The 17096-nt window shown below is 58.6% G+C and carries 16 protein-coding genes; 10 read left to right on the forward strand and 6 right to left on the reverse strand.

The features are described from left to right. Positions 1–29: 29 nt before the first annotated feature. From ureC to AAFH99_RS16650, 4 genes are read right to left on the reverse strand one after another with little or no spacing between them, the layout of a single operon-like run. Entirely contained in the window at positions 30–1760 is a 1731-nt protein-coding gene (gene ureC, locus AAFH99_RS16635; RefSeq protein ID WP_406828300.1) for an urease subunit alpha, read from the reverse strand. Next, positions 1757–2092, reverse strand: a complete 336-nt coding sequence (locus tag AAFH99_RS16640; RefSeq protein ID WP_043319320.1) for an urease subunit beta — start codon at positions 2090–2092, stop codon at positions 1757–1759. The genes ureC and AAFH99_RS16640 overlap by 4 nt, the downstream gene beginning before the upstream one ends. Positions 2093–2107: 15 nt before the next feature. Next, the gene (locus tag AAFH99_RS16645; RefSeq protein ID WP_043319322.1) at positions 2108–2410 is read right to left on the reverse strand and encodes an urease subunit gamma; all 303 of its coding nucleotides are present in this window, start codon (positions 2408–2410) and stop codon (positions 2108–2110) included. Between the two features lie 36 nt (positions 2411–2446). Continuing rightward, positions 2447–3358, reverse strand: a complete 912-nt coding sequence (locus tag AAFH99_RS16650) for an urease accessory protein UreD (RefSeq protein ID WP_406828301.1) — start codon at positions 3356–3358, stop codon at positions 2447–2449. Between the two features lie 196 nt (positions 3359–3554). On the opposite strand from AAFH99_RS16650, the gene AAFH99_RS16655 reads away from it, so the two are divergent. Continuing rightward, positions 3555–4103 (forward strand): thioredoxin family protein, encoded by a 549-nt coding sequence (locus AAFH99_RS16655; protein ID WP_043319326.1) that lies wholly within the window; start codon positions 3555–3557, stop codon positions 4101–4103. A gap of 221 nt (positions 4104–4324) precedes the next feature. On the opposite strand, the gene AAFH99_RS16660 is transcribed toward AAFH99_RS16655, so the two are convergent. Then, on the reverse strand, positions 4325–5032 hold the full coding sequence (locus AAFH99_RS16660) for a glutamine amidotransferase-related protein (RefSeq protein ID WP_406828302.1): 708 nt from the start codon (positions 5030–5032) through the stop codon (positions 4325–4327). Positions 5033–5248: 216 nt separating this feature from the next. Here AAFH99_RS16660 and AAFH99_RS16665 point away from each other — a divergent pair, with 216 nt between their 5' ends. The 7 genes from AAFH99_RS16665 to AAFH99_RS16695 all read left to right on the forward strand — a co-directional run bounded on the left by AAFH99_RS16665 (position 5249) and on the right by AAFH99_RS16695 (position 13257). After that, positions 5249–5986 carry an OmpW family protein gene (locus tag AAFH99_RS16665; protein ID WP_043319328.1) on the forward strand — a complete coding sequence of 246 codons (738 nt, stop codon included), beginning with the start codon at positions 5249–5251 and terminating at the stop codon, positions 5984–5986. Positions 5987–6268: 282 nt separating this feature from the next. Continuing rightward, entirely contained in the window at positions 6269–7870 is a 1602-nt protein-coding gene (locus AAFH99_RS16670; protein WP_043319329.1) for an AbgT family transporter, read from the forward strand. 157 nt (positions 7871–8027) lie between these two features. Then, positions 8028–9344 (forward strand): M20 family metallopeptidase, encoded by a 1317-nt coding sequence (locus AAFH99_RS16675; protein WP_406828303.1) that lies wholly within the window; start codon positions 8028–8030, stop codon positions 9342–9344. Between the two features lie 71 nt (positions 9345–9415). After that, positions 9416–10345 (forward strand): LysR family transcriptional regulator, encoded by a 930-nt coding sequence (locus tag AAFH99_RS16680; protein ID WP_043319331.1) that lies wholly within the window; start codon positions 9416–9418, stop codon positions 10343–10345. Positions 10346–10476: 131 nt separating this feature from the next. Further along, positions 10477–11460, forward strand: a complete 984-nt coding sequence (locus tag AAFH99_RS16685; RefSeq protein WP_406828304.1) for a zinc-dependent alcohol dehydrogenase family protein — start codon at positions 10477–10479, stop codon at positions 11458–11460. A 77-nt stretch (positions 11461–11537) separates the two neighbouring features. Beyond that, entirely contained in the window at positions 11538–12341 is an 804-nt protein-coding gene (locus tag AAFH99_RS16690) for a DUF4437 domain-containing protein (protein ID WP_406828305.1), read from the forward strand. A gap of 61 nt (positions 12342–12402) precedes the next feature. Next, the gene (locus AAFH99_RS16695; protein WP_406828306.1) at positions 12403–13257 is read left to right on the forward strand and encodes an SDR family NAD(P)-dependent oxidoreductase; all 855 of its coding nucleotides are present in this window, start codon (positions 12403–12405) and stop codon (positions 13255–13257) included. A 31-nt stretch (positions 13258–13288) separates the two neighbouring features. Here AAFH99_RS16695 and AAFH99_RS16700 read toward each other — a convergent pair whose 3' ends face one another. Beyond that, positions 13289–14794 carry a DEAD/DEAH box helicase gene (locus tag AAFH99_RS16700; RefSeq protein ID WP_406828307.1) on the reverse strand — a complete coding sequence of 502 codons (1506 nt, stop codon included), beginning with the start codon at positions 14792–14794 and terminating at the stop codon, positions 13289–13291. 479 nt (positions 14795–15273) lie between these two features. Here AAFH99_RS16700 and AAFH99_RS16705 point away from each other — a divergent pair, with 479 nt between their 5' ends. Beyond that, positions 15274–16188: a bile acid:sodium symporter family protein gene (locus AAFH99_RS16705; protein ID WP_043319340.1), complete on the forward strand. Its 915-nt coding sequence runs from the start codon at positions 15274–15276 to the stop codon at positions 16186–16188. 70 nt (positions 16189–16258) lie between these two features. Beyond that, positions 16259–17068 carry an alpha/beta hydrolase gene (locus AAFH99_RS16710; RefSeq protein ID WP_406828308.1) on the forward strand — a complete coding sequence of 270 codons (810 nt, stop codon included), beginning with the start codon at positions 16259–16261 and terminating at the stop codon, positions 17066–17068. Positions 17069–17096 lie beyond the last annotated feature (28 nt).

A 17096-nucleotide genomic window follows, 5' to 3' on the forward strand; every position in this document is an offset into this window, starting at 1 on the left:
TAAACAACAACAGCAATCAAAACAGGTATTCAAAACAAACAATAGCGCTGTGCCAGTGGTAACTCGGTGGCGGGCTCACAGGTGAGCAGCTCGCCATCAGCGCGCACTTCGTAGGTCTGCGGATCGACGCTGACATCGGGTTGCCAGTCGTTCAGGATCATGTCTTTTTTGCTGATGGTGCGGGTGTTTTTACAGGGGGCGAGGGTTCGCAATAGCCCTAGCTGTTCCGCCACCTTGTTTTGCATGGCGGCCTGGGACACAAAGGTCAGCGATGTTTTTGCGGCGGCAATGCCGAGGGCACCGAACATGGGGCGGTAGTGCACTGGCTGCGGTGTGGGAATCGAGGCATTCGGGTCGCCCATGGGCGCGGCGGCAATCATGCCGCCCTTTAAGATCAGCGACGGTTTGATGCCGAAAAAGGCCGGCTTCCACAGCACCAGGTCCGCAAGTTTCCCCACTTCGATAGAGCCCACTTCGTGGGCGATTCCGTGGGTAATGGCCGGGTTGATGGTGTACTTGGCGATATAACGGCGCGCGCGAAAATTATCCGCACCGGCAGTATCACCACTGCTGTCCTCGGCCAATGTGCCGCGCTGCACTTTCATTTTGTGCGCTGTCTGCCAGGTGCGGGTAACCACCTCCCCTACCCGTCCCATGGCCTGGGAATCGGACGCGATCATGCTGAAGGCGCCGAGATCGTGAAACAGGTCTTCCGCGGCGATGGTTTCCTTGCGGATACGGGAATCCGCAAAGGCAATGTCTTCCAGAATACTGGTGTCCAGGTGGTGGCACACCATCAGCATATCCAGATGCTCGTCCACGGTATTGATGGTGTAAGGGCGCGTGGGATTGGTGGACGACGGCAATACATTCGACGAGGCACAGGCCTTGATAATATCCGGCGCGTGACCGCCACCGGCACCTTCGGTGTGATAGGTGTGAATGGCGCGGCCTTTAAAGGCCCCCAAGGTGTCATCCACAAAGCCGGATTCATTCAGGGTGTCCGTATGAATAGCCACCTGCACATCGTATTTTTCTGCCACCGTCAGGCAGCAGTCGATGGATGCCGGTGTGGTGCCCCAGTCTTCGTGCAGTTTCAGGCCACAGGCGCCGGCTTCCAGTTGTTCCTCGATCGCTTCCGGCAGACTTGCATTGCCCTTGCCGAGAAAACCAAAGTTCATCGGCAGGCTGTCGGTGGCCTGCAGCATCTTGCCGATATTCCACGGCCCCGGTGTGCAGGTGGTTGCGTTGGTACCGGTAGCCGGGCCGGTGCCACCGCCGATCATGGTGGTGACGCCGGACATCAGCGCCTCTTCTACCTGCTGCGGACAGATAAAATGAATATGCGCGTCGATGGCACCGGCGGTAAGAATGGAACCTTCACCGGCAATAATCTCCGTGCCCGGGCCGATAATAATTTCCACCCCTTCCTGCACATCGGGGTTACCCGCCTTGCCGATGCCGGAAATACGCCCGTCCTTTACCGCCACATCGGCCTTGACCACGCCCCAGTGGTCGAGAATCAGCGCATTGGTAATCACCAGATCCGGTGTTTCCGTAGACGGGCGCTGGCTCTGGCCCATGCCATCGCGGATTACCTTGCCGCCGCCGAATTTCACTTCGTCCCCGTAGCGGGTGAAATCTTTTTCTACCTGCAACCACAGCTCGGTGTCCGCCAGGCGCACACGATCGCCGGTGGTGGGACCAAACATCTGCGCATAGCTCTCTCGGTCCATATGGGCTCGATCCTTCCGGCTCATACTTTTTCCGCTCCCTCGCCGTCGAGCGGTCCCATGACTTCACCGCGAAATCCAAAGACCACACGCGCGCCCGCGTACGCCACTAATTCCACCTCGCGCCCCTGCCCAGGCTCGAAGCGCACCGCGGTGCCGGAGGCAATATTCAGGTGAAAACCTCGGGCCTGTTCGCGCTCGAAACGCAGCGCCGGATTCACTTCAAAAAAATGATAGTGGGAGCCCACCTGCACTGGGCGGTCGCCGGTGTTTTCCACCCGCAGGGTGCGGGTTTCACGGCCGGGATTGAGTTCAATATCGCCCCTGTCTGCGGCGACCTGGATTTCTCCGGGAATCATAAACGTGTCTCCGCTTTAGCTGATGGGGTTGTGCACGGTCACCAGTTTGGTGCCGTCGGGAAAAGTGGCCTCAACCTGCACCTCATGGATCAGCTCTGCCACGCCATCCATCACCTGGTCGGCATTCAAAATTTCGCGGCCATAACCCATCAGTTCCGCAACACTTTTACCATCCCGCGCGCCCTCGATAATTTCCATGGTGATCAGCGCGACCGCTTCCGGGTAATTGAGCTTCAAGCCCCGCGCCAGGCGCCTCTCGGCCAAAAGCGCGGCGGTAAACACCAGTAGCTTGTCTTTTTCTCTCGGCAGCAATTCCATGGATAAACCTTTTTAATACAATCTGCGATTCGTTATTCACGTGCGCCAGATACGCGGCGCGCAGGCCGGCCGGTCGAGCAGTTCCGGGCGAACAATTTCCCAGAGCTTGGTCAGCAGCCCGCGCACTTCAAACGCACAGTGGCCGAGCACCCGCACCACAAACATATTGGCCACCAGCGTAACGCCGCCGATACAGCGTTTTTCTGCATCCGCCACCAGCGCACGGCAATCCTCCAGCAGCTCTTCGGGGAAAGCGTTTGTAAACGGCCCCATCACAAGTAGTCCGTTCACCGGAAAACTCCGCAGCCCCGCCGCGGCCTGTAAAATATTGCCGTCCTCACCATTGCCCCCAGAGGCGATACCGAGTCGCAGGGACTCCACCAGCAGCGGTTTTCCTTCACGGAAAATTTCCAGCCGCTGCAACAACCGGCCACCGCTGAAATCCTCATCACAGGCGGGCAACCCCAGCGAGGTCACCTCCCAACCGGCAAACCGCGCCCCGGCCTCCAGATCCACCCGCATGGTCATGGCACCATTGGCACCGGGGTAGGCAATATTCTCCAGCGGCAACCACTCCAGGCTGGCATCGCGCGCCACCCGCAAAAACGTGTTCTGACACTGCAGCAACGCATCCGGCCGCGCCCGGTAAACCCGCCCCGCTCCGGTCGTCGTCACCAGCGCCTGCGCCCCTTCATCCACCGCCACCCGAATATCCAACTGATCCCCGGAAACCAGCCCCCCGGGCGGATGCAACAGATACACATGGGCCAGATCCCGCCCCTCGGGAAAGAACGGCTTCTGCACATACAAAGGCCCGCGGTGGTAATTCCGCGCCAACCGACAGCCCCGCACCGTGCGCTCAAAACGCAACTCCAGATCCGCCTGCCAGCGGGTCGCACTGGTAGCGTCGGGAGTGTTGGCAATAGCGGGAATAACGAGCTGATTCATCAAAGGTCGCGTGGCACGGCAAATCGCTGCCACAAAGTCACTGGTTGGATTTGAGGACAATCAAAACAAGAATCCCCCGGGGGCGGTATGCGTCAATTGACGTAGTTCTCTCGCCGCGCCCCGCACCGCTGCAATCGCCTTATGAACCCCGTACACTCAGCGGAACAGCCATCATCAAACCCGCAAGGAACACCCCATGGCCCTCACTCCCTCCACCATGATTCCTTTGGGCACCAACATGCCCGCCTTCACCCTCCCCGACGCGGAAGGCAAAACCGTCAGCAGCACCGACTACGCCGGCAAACCGCTACTGGTCATGTTTATCTGCAACCACTGCCCCTTCGTAAAACATATTGCCGACGCCCTCACCGCCTTCGCCAACCAGACCATGCCCAAAGGCCTCGGTATCGTCGCCATCAACAGCAACGACTTCACCAGCTACCCGGAAGACAGCCCTGAAAAAATGCGCGAGGAAATTGCACTGCGGGGATACCCGTTTGCCTATCTAGTGGATGAGGATCAATCCATCGCCAAAGCCTTTGACGCGGCCTGCACCCCGGACTTTTTTCTGTTCGATCAGGAAGGAAAGCTGGCGTATCGCGGCCAGTTTGATGGCAGTCGACCGGGAAATGATGAGCCAGTGAATGGAAAGGATTTAATGGAAGCTGTGGATAAAGTTCTAACCGGCGAGAAACCGAGTGAAGATCAGACGCCGTCTATCGGCTGCAATATAAAGTGGAAATAAAGCACTATCGCTAACGAAGCACAGCGTCAGATGCGAAGAGGGCGATGCCGGGTACAGGTTTGTGAAACCTTCCGCGAGAGGGGCCGAAGGCGCCGTGAATACATGGAGCGGCCGGGCCACCTCGCGGAAGAGCCCCCATGGATGGGTTCACGGCGTGTCTTGCAAGGCCGTACCCGGTAGCGGCACCGCCACCGGACTCAAATAGCATCTTTCGCCCGAGACTACGAAGCACTCTTCAAAAAAGCCAGCATCCAGCGCGCCACCGCACTCGCATGGATATCGTTGTGCAAGGACTCTTTACCCTTCTCCACCATATCCGCCCCAAACACCTCCTGACGCAACTCCATCAGCCCCTTCGAATACGGCTTGGTAAACTCCGGGTGCGCCTGCATCGTAAGCATGTGCTCACCCACCTGCAGCATCGCATAAGGACAGAAATCACTGGATGCAATCACCTTAGTCTTCGGCGGCAACGCCACCACCTGATCCTGATGGCTCACCAACAGACTGAAGTTCTCCTGCGGCTCCAACATCCAGCCCGGCGTCTCCTGCACCTCATAACTGTGCACACCCACACCCCAGCCCTTCTCCGACTTGCGCGCCTCGCCACCCAGCGCCTGCGCAATCAGCTGGTGGCCAAAACAGATCCCCAGGGTCGGCTTCTCCCGGTGGTGCAGCTCCTGCACAAACGCCATCAACGGCGCAATCCACGGCTGATCATCGTAGACACCAGTTTTACTGCCCGTCATCAGATAGGCATCCACCTCATCAATATCTTGCGGATACTGCCCGTGCTGCACCTCATAGGTCACAAACTCCAGAGACGGATCCTCCCGCTGCAGCAGCGCCGCAAACATCTCCGGGTACTCCCCAAACTCATCCACCAACTGTGGCCGCACATCATCCGTCTTCAGAACACCAATTTTCATCTCTTCACCTAAATTACGCCGGAGATCCGAATTTGTGATCACATTATTGCGCCAGGCCACGCTTCTAACAACCCTGCGCGCACCGGGAGACGGAACCTTTGACAGGCTGGCACCGGATAAGACGCAAAAAGGTTGCGTAAACCAACGCCCGTCTAGACTCAGAGTGTTGCGGGAACCCGATGTTTTGCAACGCCATGTAGTTCAAGGAGCGACCTCATGAAAACTCTCAGCCTCGCCGCCGCCCTAATAGCGGCCTCTCTGAGCGCCAATCACTGCCTGGCGGATTATGAACAGGGGGACGTTGTTGTCCGCATAGGCTGGGGCCTTGTGGATCCGGATGACGACTCCGACCTGCTGCGCATCGACAATAGCATCTACCTGGACGATACCCGTGTCTATGTAGACGATGGAGACAGCGCAACCTTTACCGCCAGCTGGCTGTTCGCCGACCACTTCGCTCTGGGGCTGCTGGCGGCCCTGCCATTTGAGCACGACCTCGCGGTGGCTGGCCTGCCGGATCCAAACGGTGGCCTGCTGGGCAAAGTCGATCTCGGCAGCATCGAGCACCTTCCCCCCACCCTCACCGTACAGTGGTTCCCGGTGTGCAAGGAATCCTGGGTGCAGCCCTATGTGGGTATCGGTGTGAATTTCACCACCTTTATGGACGAGGACATCAGCAACGTCGCCCAGGAATACTTTGAGGACGTACTCGACGCCAGCAGCAACGCCCAATTGAAACTGGACGATTCCTGGGGCCTGGCCGGCGAGCTGGGGATCGACATCATGTTCGGCCGCGACAGCAACTGGCTGTTTAACGCGGCCGTCTGGTATCTGGACATCGATACCAAGGCGAAAATCGACTTCCGCACCAACCAGGGCTACAACACCCGCATCACCACCGATGTGGATATCGACCCCTGGGTGTATTCCGTCGGTCTCGGCTACAAATTCTGACCATAACATTACGCGGGCACCGCCGGTGCCCGCGCCCGCCGTATCGCACTGCCCCGTTCTACTCAGCCCTGCCAGTCCCTGACAAACATTGCATTGTGTGCCAATTAACTGGCAGCATATCCTTTAATAAACCGATAATTGGGCGGAACATTGCCCGAAAATTGCATAACCAGAGAATAAAAACCGGTATCGCTGCGCCAAAAGGCATCGCTGTCATTTTTCATGTATGATTGCGCGCCATTTGATCATTTTTTAGCCGGCAGGCGAGCCACAGGAGAAATAATGACGACATCCACTTCCTCGAGTGACATCCAGCCTGCCGGGCCTGGTAAGAAAACCGCGTTTACCCGCTTCCTCGATACGGTCGAGTGGCTGGGCAACCTGCTCCCTCACCCCATCACCCTGTTCGCCATGTTCGCCCTGGGCGTGGTGGTGTTGAGCGGCATCGCCTCTTTCTTCGATCTCTCGGTGATCGATCCGCGCCCGGAAGGCGCCGCGGGCCGCTCCGCAGACGGGGTGATCCACGTGGTGAACCTGCTCTCCGGCGAGGGACTGAGAACCATCGTCACAACACTGGTCACCAACTTTACCGGCTTTGCGCCGCTGGGCACGGTACTGGTGGCCCTGCTGGGTGTGGGCATTGCGGAACACTCCGGGCTGCTGTCTGCCGCCGTGCGCGGCATGGTACTGAAGGCCTCCAAGCGCACCGTCACCATTATCGTGGTGTTCGCCGGCATCATCTCCAATACCGCGTCTGAGCTGGGCTATGTGGTACTGATCCCGCTGGCGGCGATGATCTTCCACTCCCTCGGCCGTCACCCGCTGGCCGGTCTGGCCGCGGCCTTTGCCGGTGTGTCCGGTGGCTACAGCGCCAACCTGTTGCTGGGCACCGTGGACCCGCTGCTGTCCGGTATCACCGAATCCGCCGCGCATATGATCGACCCCAACTATGTAGTTGGCCCGGAAGTGAACTGGTACTTCATGATCGTCAGTACCTTCCTGATCACCGCCCTCGGCAGCTGGGTGACCATGGCGATCGTCGAGCCCAAACTGGGTAAATACGACAACAGCGAAGCCTCCGTGGACCTGTCCCAGGACAAAATGACCCAGCTGACCGCCGAGGAAAAACGCGGCCTGAAGTTCGCTGGCCTCGCGGTACTGGGCGTGTGCGGTTTACTGGCACTCACCATCGTTCCCGAGTGGGGCGTGCTGCGTAACCAGGAGACTGGCGCCGTGGCCGGCTCCCCCTTCCTGAAGGGCATCGTGGCACTGATCGTGGTGTTCTTTGCGATCCCGGGCTTCGTCTACGGCAAGACCGTGGGCACCATGAAGAACGATCGCGACGTGATCGACGCCATGTCCAAGAGCATGGGCACCATGGGCATGTACATCGTGCTGGTGTTCTTCGCCGCGCAGTTCGTGGCCTTCTTCAAGATGACCAACCTGGGCACCATCTTTGCGGTGCTGGGTGCCGAGGCGCTGCAGAGCATTGGCCTCACCGGCCCGATTCTGTTCCTGTTCTTTATCATGATGTGTGGCGTGGTAAACCTGAGCCTGGGCAGCGCGTCGGCCCAGTGGGCGGTGACCGCGCCGATCTTTGTGCCGATGCTGATGCTGCTGGGCTATGCCCCGGAAGTGATCCAGGCGGCCTACCGGATCGGCGACTCCGTGACCAATATCATCACGCCGATGATGAGCTACTTCGGCCTGATCGTGTCTTTCGCCACCCGCTACAAGAAAGACCTGGGCATGGGTACGCTGATCTCCACCATGATCCCCTACTCCATTTTCTTCTTTATCGGCTGGACCGCCCTGTTCTTCCTGTGGGTGTTTGTGGCCGGTATGCCGGTGGGACCGGGCGCGGCGACTTACTTCAATATGTAAATCCCAACCTCCTCCTGACTTCCCGAAACCGCGCCCCCGAGCGCGGTTTTTTTGCCCGGCGCAATCGTCACAGCCGCCTTCGGCGATCAGGATTGATTCTTGCTGCAGCGCATGGTTACCTAATTGTTGGCCATGCACTGCAACACAGGAAATCCGTGTGAATAATAATCCGATCAAAAAGACACTCCTCGCACTCACCGTATCCCTCTCCCCGGCCTTCGCCCTTGTGCCTGCGGCACACGCCGCCGATCTGGACAAACAGCTGAAGCAGACCGAAGACAAGGTCATTGAGTGGCGTCGCCACCTGCACCAGAACCCGGAGCTCGGCAACCGCGAATTCGAAACCGCCAAGTACATCACCGAGCACCTGAAAGCCCTCGGTATGGAAGTGGAAACCGGCATCGCCCACACCGGCGTAGTCGCTCTGCTCAAGGGTGGCAAGCCCGGCCCCACGGTGGCGCTGCGCGCGGATATGGATGCATTGCCGGTGACCGAGCAGGTGGATATTCCCTTCGCCTCCAAGGCCAAGACCAAGTACAACGGTGAGGAAGTGGGCGTGATGCACGCCTGTGGCCACGACACCCACGTCGCCATGTTGATGGGCGCCGCCCAGGTACTGGCAGATATGCGCGATGAGCTGGCCGGCAATGTGCTGTTTATCTTCCAGCCCGCAGAAGAAGGCGCGCCGGATGGCGAGGAAGGCGGTGCGGAACTGATGCTGAAGGAAGGCCTGTTCAAGAAATACAAACCGGACGTGGCGTTTGGCCAGCACGTGACCTCTAGCCTGCCGGTGGGCGTGATCGGTTACCGCTCCGGCCCGCTGATGGCGAGTTCCGATGAATTTCGTATCAACGTAAAAGGCCGCCAGACCCACGGCTCCCGTCCCTGGGGAGGCGTGGACCCGATCACCGCCGCGGCGCAGATCGTGATGGGCACCCAGACCATCGTCAGCCGCCAGATCGACATCACCAAGGAGCCGGCGGTGGTTTCCTACGGCGTGATCGACGGCGGTGTGCGCAATAACATCATCCCCGACAGCGTCTACCTGAACGGCACCATCCGCAATTTCGATATGGACAACCGCCAGGAAATTTTCAAACGCCTCAAGGTGACCGCAGAGAAAATCGCCGAGAGCAGCGGCGCAGAAGCGGAAGTGGAAATTCTCGAAGGCTACCCGGTAACCGTGAACAACCCCGAGCTCACCGAAGCGGCCATCCCCGTACTGAAAGCGGCAGCCGGTGATGACAAGGTCATGGTGATCCCGAAAATTACCGGCGCCGAGGACTTTTCCTTCTTCGCCAATGAAGTACCGGGTTTTTACTACTTCCTCGGCGTCACCCCGAAGGGCACCGACCCGGCCACCGCCGCCAGCAACCATTCACCGCGTTTTTATGTGGATGAAAGTGCACTGGCCATCGGCACCAAAGCGATTACCCAGCTGGCGCTGGATTATTTCGACAGCCAGAAAAACTGATTCGGAAACCATTGCTCCACAAACGCGGCGGCAAACGGCCGCGTTTATTTCACAGTAGATGAATCTTGCCGATGGATACCGAAGCCATACGCCTGTTTGTACGGGCCGCAGAAATGCTGAATATCAGCGCCGCCGGGCGCGAGCTGGGTATGGCACCGGCAGTGGCCAGCGCCAAACTGGCCAAGCTGGAAAAGTCCCTTGGGGCAGATTTGTTGCACCGTTCGACACGCAAGGTGGCCCTCTCTCTGGAGGGGGCCGAATTCCTGCCCTTTGCCCGCGAAATTCTCGCTCAGGAAAGCGCCGCTTTTGCAGCCCTCGGTAAAGGCAACCTCGAAGCCACCGGTACCCTGCGCTTCACCGCGCCGAGTACGTTTGCGCAACTTTACATTGCGCCGATCCTGCCGGAATTTATGCAGCGCCACCCCAAGATCCATCTGGACCTGCGACTCACGGATATGGAGTTCGACCTGATCGAGGGGAGCTTTGATCTGGCACTGCGCTACGCGGCACTGCCAGACAGCAGCCTGAAAGGGCGTAAGCTTGCGGACGATGTACTGGTGCTGTGCGCGTCCCCCGAATACCTCGACCGCTACGGGATACCAGAAACCCCCGAGGCCCTGAATCAGCACCAGCTGATCGCCTTTCGCGGACTCGCGGCCACGCCCCTTGTCGCCGAAGATGGCCGCCGCGGTGAGTTCGCCCCCCGTGCCGCTGGCTCGCGCCTGACCATGGACGACGGCGCCAGCCAGCGCATTGCTACCATCGCCGGCGCCGGTATTTCCCTGAACGCTCTATGGAGTGTCAAACGGGACCTGGATGCCGGCTCCCTGGTCCAGGTACTCCCGGACTACCAGGCCGAAACCCGTGCGGCGCTGTGGCTTGTCTACCCTCAATCCAACGCCCTGACCGCCAAGGTCCGGGTGTTTATCGACTTCCTGCTCGACCGGATCGGCCAGCGACCCATCTGGCTACAAAGCCATTTATATAGAAAAACCAAATAGTGAACTCCGATTTAGGCCGTTTTTATCGAAAAATAAAACGCCTATCGTAGAGCTATTCGACGGATTTCGTTCAATAGCCATTTGCTGTGGAGACCGCTCATCCAGCGTCCCGGCATCGAAAGGAGTACACCATGAAAGCCATGATCCTCAATGAGTACGGCGCAAACGCAAGTTTTCACGCCACCGACTTACCGCGCCCGGACGTCAAACCCGGCCACCTGCTGGTACGCGTCGCCGCCTCCAGCGTAAACACTGTCGACACCATGATCCGCCAGATGGGCAAGGAGCTACCCCTGTCACCGGAACTGCCCGCAGTCCTCGGCATGGACTTTGCGGGCACCGTGGAAGAGGTGGGTGAAGGTGTCGGAGATTTCCAGCCCGGCGATGAAGTCTACGGATGCGCCGGCGGGCTGGCAGACCTGCAGGGCAGCCTCGCCGAGTTCATGTTGGCTGACGCGCGCCTGGTCGCACACAAACCAGAAACCCTCTCCATGCGTGAAGCAGCCGCACTCCCCCTGGTTGGTATCACCGCGTTCGAAGGCTTAACACGGGCCGGCGCACAGGCAGGCAAACGCGTCCTGGTACACGGCGGTGCCGGTGGCGTCGGCCACGTCGCAGTCCAGCTGGCGCGACACTTCGGTGCCGATACATACGCCACCGGCCACGGCGAGCAACTGGAGATTATCCAAGGGTACGGAGCCACCGCCATCGACTTCAAGAAAGAGAAGGTCGCTGACTATGTGGAAAAACACACCGGCGGGACCGGCTTCGATATCGTGTTCGACTCCGTGGGTGGTGCGAACCTGACAAATTCCTTTGAGGCCGCAGCGCTCAACGGTGATATCGCCACTACCGTCGCACTGCTCGATCTGGACCTGAGCCCGGCGCATTTCAAGGGGTTGTCGCTGCACGTAGTATTCATGCTGATCCCCATGCTGCACAACGTGCAGCGGGAAACCCACGGCGCCATTCTAAAAGAGCTGGCAGAAATTATTGATACCGGTGCACTGAAACCCTTAGTGGATGACACCTACTTTAGACTGGAAGATATCGGCCGCGCTCAGGATCACCTCACCCAGGGCAAAGCTGTCGGCAAGGTTGTGGTAGAAAATTAATTTACCCCGTAAGGCCACGCGAGGTCTCAGCGCCCTCCCGAAGGCGGGGCGCAATTCATGATCGGGAGAAAAACCAGATGAAAAAATTTGTATTAGCCGCTGTAACTCTCGCGGTAAGCCTGTTTGCTTTGCCGAGCGTTGCAGACAGTCACAAAGTGATTGCCGCCGACAGTATCCAATGGGGTCTGCTAAACCCGCTCAGAGGGGATGCCAGCCCCAAAGCCGCGGACCTGTGGGGGGACCGCACCAAAAATATGGCAACCGGTATGCTGGTGAAATTCGAAAAAGGCTTCTCTTCGCCGCCGCATATCCACAACACCAGTTACCGTGGCGTGGTAATCGAGGGGCAAATGCACAATGACGACCCAGGTGCCGAGAAGATGTGGCTTTCAACCGGTTCTTTCTGGACTCAGCCTGCGGGTGAAACACACATCACCGCTGCCAAGGGGCAGAGCAATCTGATTTACCTGGAAATCGACAGCGGTCCGTATCTCGTACAGCCAGCGGAGAAAGCATTCGATAATGGCGAGCGCCCCATCAATATTGATGAACGCAACCTGGTTTGGCTGGACGCAAACGATATTTCCTGGCTGGATAAAGGCAATGCTCAGGTGGCCTACCTCTGGGGCAGAACGGAGGCTGCCAATGGCAGCTTTGTCAAATTACCTGCAGGGTTTAACGGTGTTATCGAAAGTCACCGAGGCCTTAAAGCCGTCGTGGTGAGTGGTGATGCCACCTATCAGTGGAATAGTGAGAAATCAAAGACTGCTTTATCACCAAGCAGCTTTTTCAGCTCGAACGGGAACGGCAAACACCGAATCAAAACTGACAGTCAAACGGTGCTCTATATCAACTCCAACGGACGATACCGTATTGAGTGATCGTTGCGCGTGAATACTCAAGCGTAAGGCCCGTGTACCGGCGAACACAAGTGGAGACTCCATGAACCCGAACAAGAAAACCATCCTTATCACCGGAGCCACCGACGGCCTCGGACTGGCAACGGCGCGAGCACTGTATGCCAAGGGGCACCGGATTCTATTGCACGGTCGTAGCGCCACCAAGCTGGCCGCCGCGCGGGATACCATCGCGGGATGCGATGAAACGGCATCAGCGAATCGCGACGCGCCCTTCGACCCCGCAGATAGTTACCTCGCTGATTTATCGGTACTGAAAGAGGTGAAAACCTTCGCGCGAGCGGTAGCCAGGGATCATGCCACCATTGACGTCATCATTAACAATGCGGGTGTCTTTCAGGCAGCGGAAACACGCACTGCAGATAATCTCGATATCCGTTTCGCAGTAAATACGTTCGCGCCTTTTTTGCTTACCCGGTTATTGATGTCAACCCTCACAGAGGAAGCGCGCGTGGTGAACCTGTCATCGGCCGCGCAGTCACCGGTCGATCTCCAGGCACTGGAAGGGCAGCGCCCTATCGCCGACGCCTTTAACGCTTACGCCCAGAGCAAGCTGGCACTGACCATGTGGAGCGCACACCAGGCTCGACGGAACGGGGGTCAGGGCCCATTGATAGTCGCGGTGAATCCAGGTTCCCTACTCGCCACCAAAATGGTGAAAGAGGGATTCGGGCAGGCGGGTAATGATATTCAGATAGGGGCGGACATCCTTGTCCGTGCGGCCCTCTCCAGTGAGTTCGAGGGCGCCTCAGGGAAATATTTCGACAACGACAAAGGCGCCTTTTCCGCACCTCATATAGATGCATTGAATGCGGAAAAATGCCAGGCCGTCGTCGCCAGTATCGGATCGATTTTACAGCGCGCCGGCGTCAGTTGTTGAACACCGGCTGGCGCAAGCGAAAATCGTGGTGTTACGCAGATTCCGTGCGACGCTGGGGGCGACGACCGCGGTTGCCATTGTTGTTACTACTGTTGTTGCCATTACCGTTATCGGACGCGGACCGGCTGCGGTTACCGCCATTGCCGTTGCGGCGGTTGCCATTGCCACGGTTTCCTTCGCTGCGGTTACCGTCACTGCGATTTCCATCGCTACGGTTTCCATCACCGCGTCGGCCCTCACCACGGCCAGCACCGCCGGAGCGACTACCAGAAGCGGCGCCGCGGCCGCCATTGCCGCTGCGGTTACCGCTTTTATTGCCGCCGCCACTTCTCGCTGCCGGCTTGGCGCCACCACGACGCACCTGATTACCTTTGCCCGCTTTGCCACCGGAGGCCGGCAGTTGGTGATCCGGCTCAAAGCCTTCAATCTCTTCCCGCTCGATCGGCTTCTGGATCAGCTTTTCGATATCCCACAGCTGCTTGGCTTCATCCGCTGAAACCAGAGACACCGCCTGGCCGGAAGCACCGGCACGGCCGGTACGACCAATGCGGTGCACGTAATCTTCCGGCACGTTCGGCAGATCGAAGTTCACTACCTGCGGCAGTTGGTCGATATCAATACCGCGAGCGGCGATATCGGTGGCCACCAGAATCTGCACCTTGCCGGCTTTAAAGTCGGCCAGGGCCTTGGTGCGCGCATTCTGGCTTTTATTGCCGTGAATCGCTGCCGCCGGAATCCGGCTCTGTTCCAGCTGTTTGGCCAGACGGTTGGCACCGTGCTTGGTACGGCTGAACACCAGCGCCTGATGCCAGCCATTTTCCTTGATCAGATGACACAGCAGAGATGCCTTGCGGGACTTATCCACAGGGTGCAGCTTCTGGTGCACGGTCTTGGTAGTGCTGTTGCGCGGCGCCACGTCGATTTCTACCGGGTCATTCACCAGGCCCTTGGCCAGGCTGCGGATTTCCGGAGAGAAGGTCGCTGAGAACAGTAGATTCTGACGCTTGGCCGGCAGTACCTTCAGGATTTTCTTGATGTCGTGGATAAAGCCCATGTCCAGCATGCGGTCGGCTTCGTCCAGCACCAGGGTTTCCAATTGGTCGAACTTGATCGCGCGCTGGTTATACAGGTCCAGCAGACGGCCCGGAGTGGCGACAAGAATGTCCGCACCACCGCGCAGGCGCATCATCTGCGGGTTGATCTTCACCCCGCCAAACACCACCGAGTGACGCATGGGCAGGTACTGGCTGTAGCTCTGTACGTTGTCGAACACCTGCGCCGCCAGTTCGCGGGTAGGGGTCAGCACCAGGGCGCGCACCTGGTTGTTGCGCGCACGCTCACCGGCGCTCAGTTTGTGCAGCAGCGGCAGGGTAAAACCGGCCGTCTTACCGGTACCCGTCTGGGCCGCCGCCATCACATCACCACCACGCATCACCACAGGGATGGCCTGCTCCTGGATCGGGGTGGGTTGGGTATAGCCCTGCTCCGCAACGGCGCGGGCAATTTCCGGCACAAGGCCGAGATCTTCAAAAAGCATAGGTTTTCTTACTTGAGTGCAGCCTGCGGAACAATCACGCCGGCTCGCGTTGCGCCCGAGCCAGTTGCTCCGGGCAAAAATAGAAATGCTCAAACCGCCGCACCCTCTTACTAGCAGGGCCGATGTTCCACGGAGTGAGATTGGTAGCCGCCAAAGGCGTTAGCCGAATTTACTCAAACGGCTGGGTGCGGCATTCAGTAGAAATGGGTTCAGAGACACGATTAAGAACAGTGTTCCGGAATTGAGCCGAAAATCGATCCGGCCTACAGATGACGCAACTGGCAGTTACGCCAGCCGCGGCACTATAACACAGCGGGGTAGACTGCCCAGTTTTATTTTCAATGCCTTGCTCGAGACGACGGCTGCCACGGCCACCTCCCCGGTGCGGCACCCATGTCCTCAGAAAACTTGCCAACAGATGGAAGCTCCGGCACTTTGAGCTATACCAATAAGAGCAAATAATAATCCCGGAGCTTCCCATGGAATCCAGCCCGCTTATCTCGATCGGCCTCCCCCTGTCCCTGTTTATCATCATGGTCGGCATTGGTATGACCCTCTCCGCCCGGGACTTTCACCAGGTCACGGTCAAACCCGCCGGACTGATCATCGGCACCATCACCCAGATTGTCGTCATGCCGCTGGTCGCCTTTGCACTGGCATGGGCGCTACAGCTGCCGCCGGCCATGGCCGTGGGGCTGGTGATTATTGCCGCCTGCCCAGGGGGTACCACCTCCAACCTGTTTACCTTGCTGGCCAAGGGCAATGTCGCTCTATCCATTGTCCTCACCGTATCTGCCAGCCTGATCACCATCATGAGCCTGCCCCTGTTCGCCAACTACGCACTGCAGGCGTTCTCAGGTACCCAGCAGGAGATCACCCTGCCCTTCGGCAAAACCGTGCTGATGCTCTCCGCCATCGTTCTGCTGCCGGTCGCCATCGGCATGGGATTGAAAGCCCTGCGCCCGAAACTGGCAGCGCGGGCTGAGGGTCTGGTGAGTGTATTTGGTGGACTGGTGCTGGCGTTGCTGATCGCCGGGATCATTTACGGCATGCGCGACCGCGTTATCGACCTGCTGATCCAGGCCGGCCCCGCTACCGTCGCCCTGAATATTCTGGGTATCGCTATTGGCCTGCTCTGCACCCGCGCTGCCGGCCTGGGAAGCCGCGAACGCCTTGCGGTCGCCACCGAGCTGGGTATCAAAAACGGCACACTCGGATTGATGGTGACACTCACCCTGCTGCAATCCAATGAGATGTCGGTACCCTCGGCCATCTACGGCGTCATCATGTTCCCGATCGGGTTCCTGCTTGCCGCATACGGCCGCCGGCTCGCCAGGGCTTCAGCGACCTCCGCAAGCGCCGAAGAGCGCACCTGTACTGCCGAAGCCGGCTAAACGACAGCCCGTCTGGCATTCACTCGAAATGCCCCGTAGAGTGGCCTCACCACAACATGTGAGGCCACCCATGCTCCTCAAAAGCTCACCTAGCGCCCTTCGCTCTGCCCTCGTCACTCTGCTATTCCTACTCGCAGGCTACACAACCTCGGCTTCGGCCGAATCAACGCCGGAGCAGATAACGAGCCCCCAGCTCGAATACCGGGATATCCCGTGGGCAAAGGCCGGCGCCAAGACCCTCACCACCGACATTTATGTACCTAACACCGGCCGCCAACGGTATCCGGTTGTGATCATCTATCACGGCGGCGGCTGGCTGATTAACGACAACAGCATCATGGAATCCACTGCCAGATACCTCGCACGAAATGGCGAGTTTGTGGTCGCCAACATGAACTACCGACTGCTCGGTGATAACCAGAACACCACAACCATGGGCGAAATTATTGGGGACGCGCTCGGCGGATTTCTGTGGGTAGAAGAGCATATTTCCAAGTATGGCGGTGATCCGGGCCGTATTGCCGTTACCGGCGATAGCGCCGGTGGCCACTTGAGCGCCATGGTCGTGCTCGCTGCGACTAATCTGAGCAGTAGACCTTTCGGCCCGGGTAACCTCTCATTCCGGCCTACCTATATCCCCGCCGGAAAAACACCGGAACAGATCGCAAACCGGGAGCAGAGCCCGATAAAAGCGGCGGTACTGAGCTACGGTGTGTTTGATCTTGAAAAGCGAGTCCGCGAAGGTCTGGAGTCTCCGGGTAACGGCTTTTGGCAAATGGGCGGCGCCAAAGCGCGTAGCATTTTCGGTAACGATATTAGCGTCGCCACACATCCGGTATCTGTCAACGTAGTTGTCGCGTTTAAGGTATCAGCTCTTTAACAATTTACCGCCTTGTCCGGGTTCAGCA

The sequence above is a fragment of the Microbulbifer sp. ARAS458-1 genome (assembly GCF_045348205.1).
GTDB lineage: Bacteria > Pseudomonadota > Gammaproteobacteria > Pseudomonadales > Cellvibrionaceae > Microbulbifer.

Bases quoted from the DNA above. Each gene is read 5' to 3' on its own strand.
- ureC (WP_406828300.1), bottom strand. From the start codon at position 1,760: ATGAGCCGGAAGGATCGAGCCCATATGGACCGAGAGAGCTATGCGCAG.
- AAFH99_RS16640 (WP_043319320.1), bottom strand. From the start codon at position 2,092: ATGATTCCCGGAGAAATCCAGGTCGCCGCAGACAGGGGCGATATTGAA.
- AAFH99_RS16645 (WP_043319322.1), bottom strand. From the start codon at position 2,410: ATGGAATTGCTGCCGAGAGAAAAAGACAAGCTACTGGTGTTTACCGCC.
- AAFH99_RS16650 (WP_406828301.1), bottom strand. From the start codon at position 3,358: ATGAATCAGCTCGTTATTCCCGCTATTGCCAACACTCCCGACGCTACC.
- AAFH99_RS16655 (WP_043319326.1), top strand. From the start codon at position 3,555: ATGGCCCTCACTCCCTCCACCATGATTCCTTTGGGCACCAACATGCCC.
- AAFH99_RS16660 (WP_406828302.1), bottom strand. From the start codon at position 5,032: ATGAAAATTGGTGTTCTGAAGACGGATGATGTGCGGCCACAGTTGGTG.
- AAFH99_RS16665 (WP_043319328.1), top strand. From the start codon at position 5,249: ATGAAAACTCTCAGCCTCGCCGCCGCCCTAATAGCGGCCTCTCTGAGC.
- AAFH99_RS16670 (WP_043319329.1), top strand. From the start codon at position 6,269: ATGACGACATCCACTTCCTCGAGTGACATCCAGCCTGCCGGGCCTGGT.
- AAFH99_RS16680 (WP_043319331.1), top strand. From the start codon at position 9,416: ATGGATACCGAAGCCATACGCCTGTTTGTACGGGCCGCAGAAATGCTG.
- AAFH99_RS16685 (WP_406828304.1), top strand. From the start codon at position 10,477: ATGAAAGCCATGATCCTCAATGAGTACGGCGCAAACGCAAGTTTTCAC.
- AAFH99_RS16690 (WP_406828305.1), top strand. From the start codon at position 11,538: ATGAAAAAATTTGTATTAGCCGCTGTAACTCTCGCGGTAAGCCTGTTT.
- AAFH99_RS16695 (WP_406828306.1), top strand. From the start codon at position 12,403: ATGAACCCGAACAAGAAAACCATCCTTATCACCGGAGCCACCGACGGC.
- AAFH99_RS16700 (WP_406828307.1), bottom strand. From the start codon at position 14,794: ATGCTTTTTGAAGATCTCGGCCTTGTGCCGGAAATTGCCCGCGCCGTT.
- AAFH99_RS16705 (WP_043319340.1), top strand. From the start codon at position 15,274: ATGGAATCCAGCCCGCTTATCTCGATCGGCCTCCCCCTGTCCCTGTTT.
- AAFH99_RS16710 (WP_406828308.1), top strand. From the start codon at position 16,259: ATGCTCCTCAAAAGCTCACCTAGCGCCCTTCGCTCTGCCCTCGTCACT.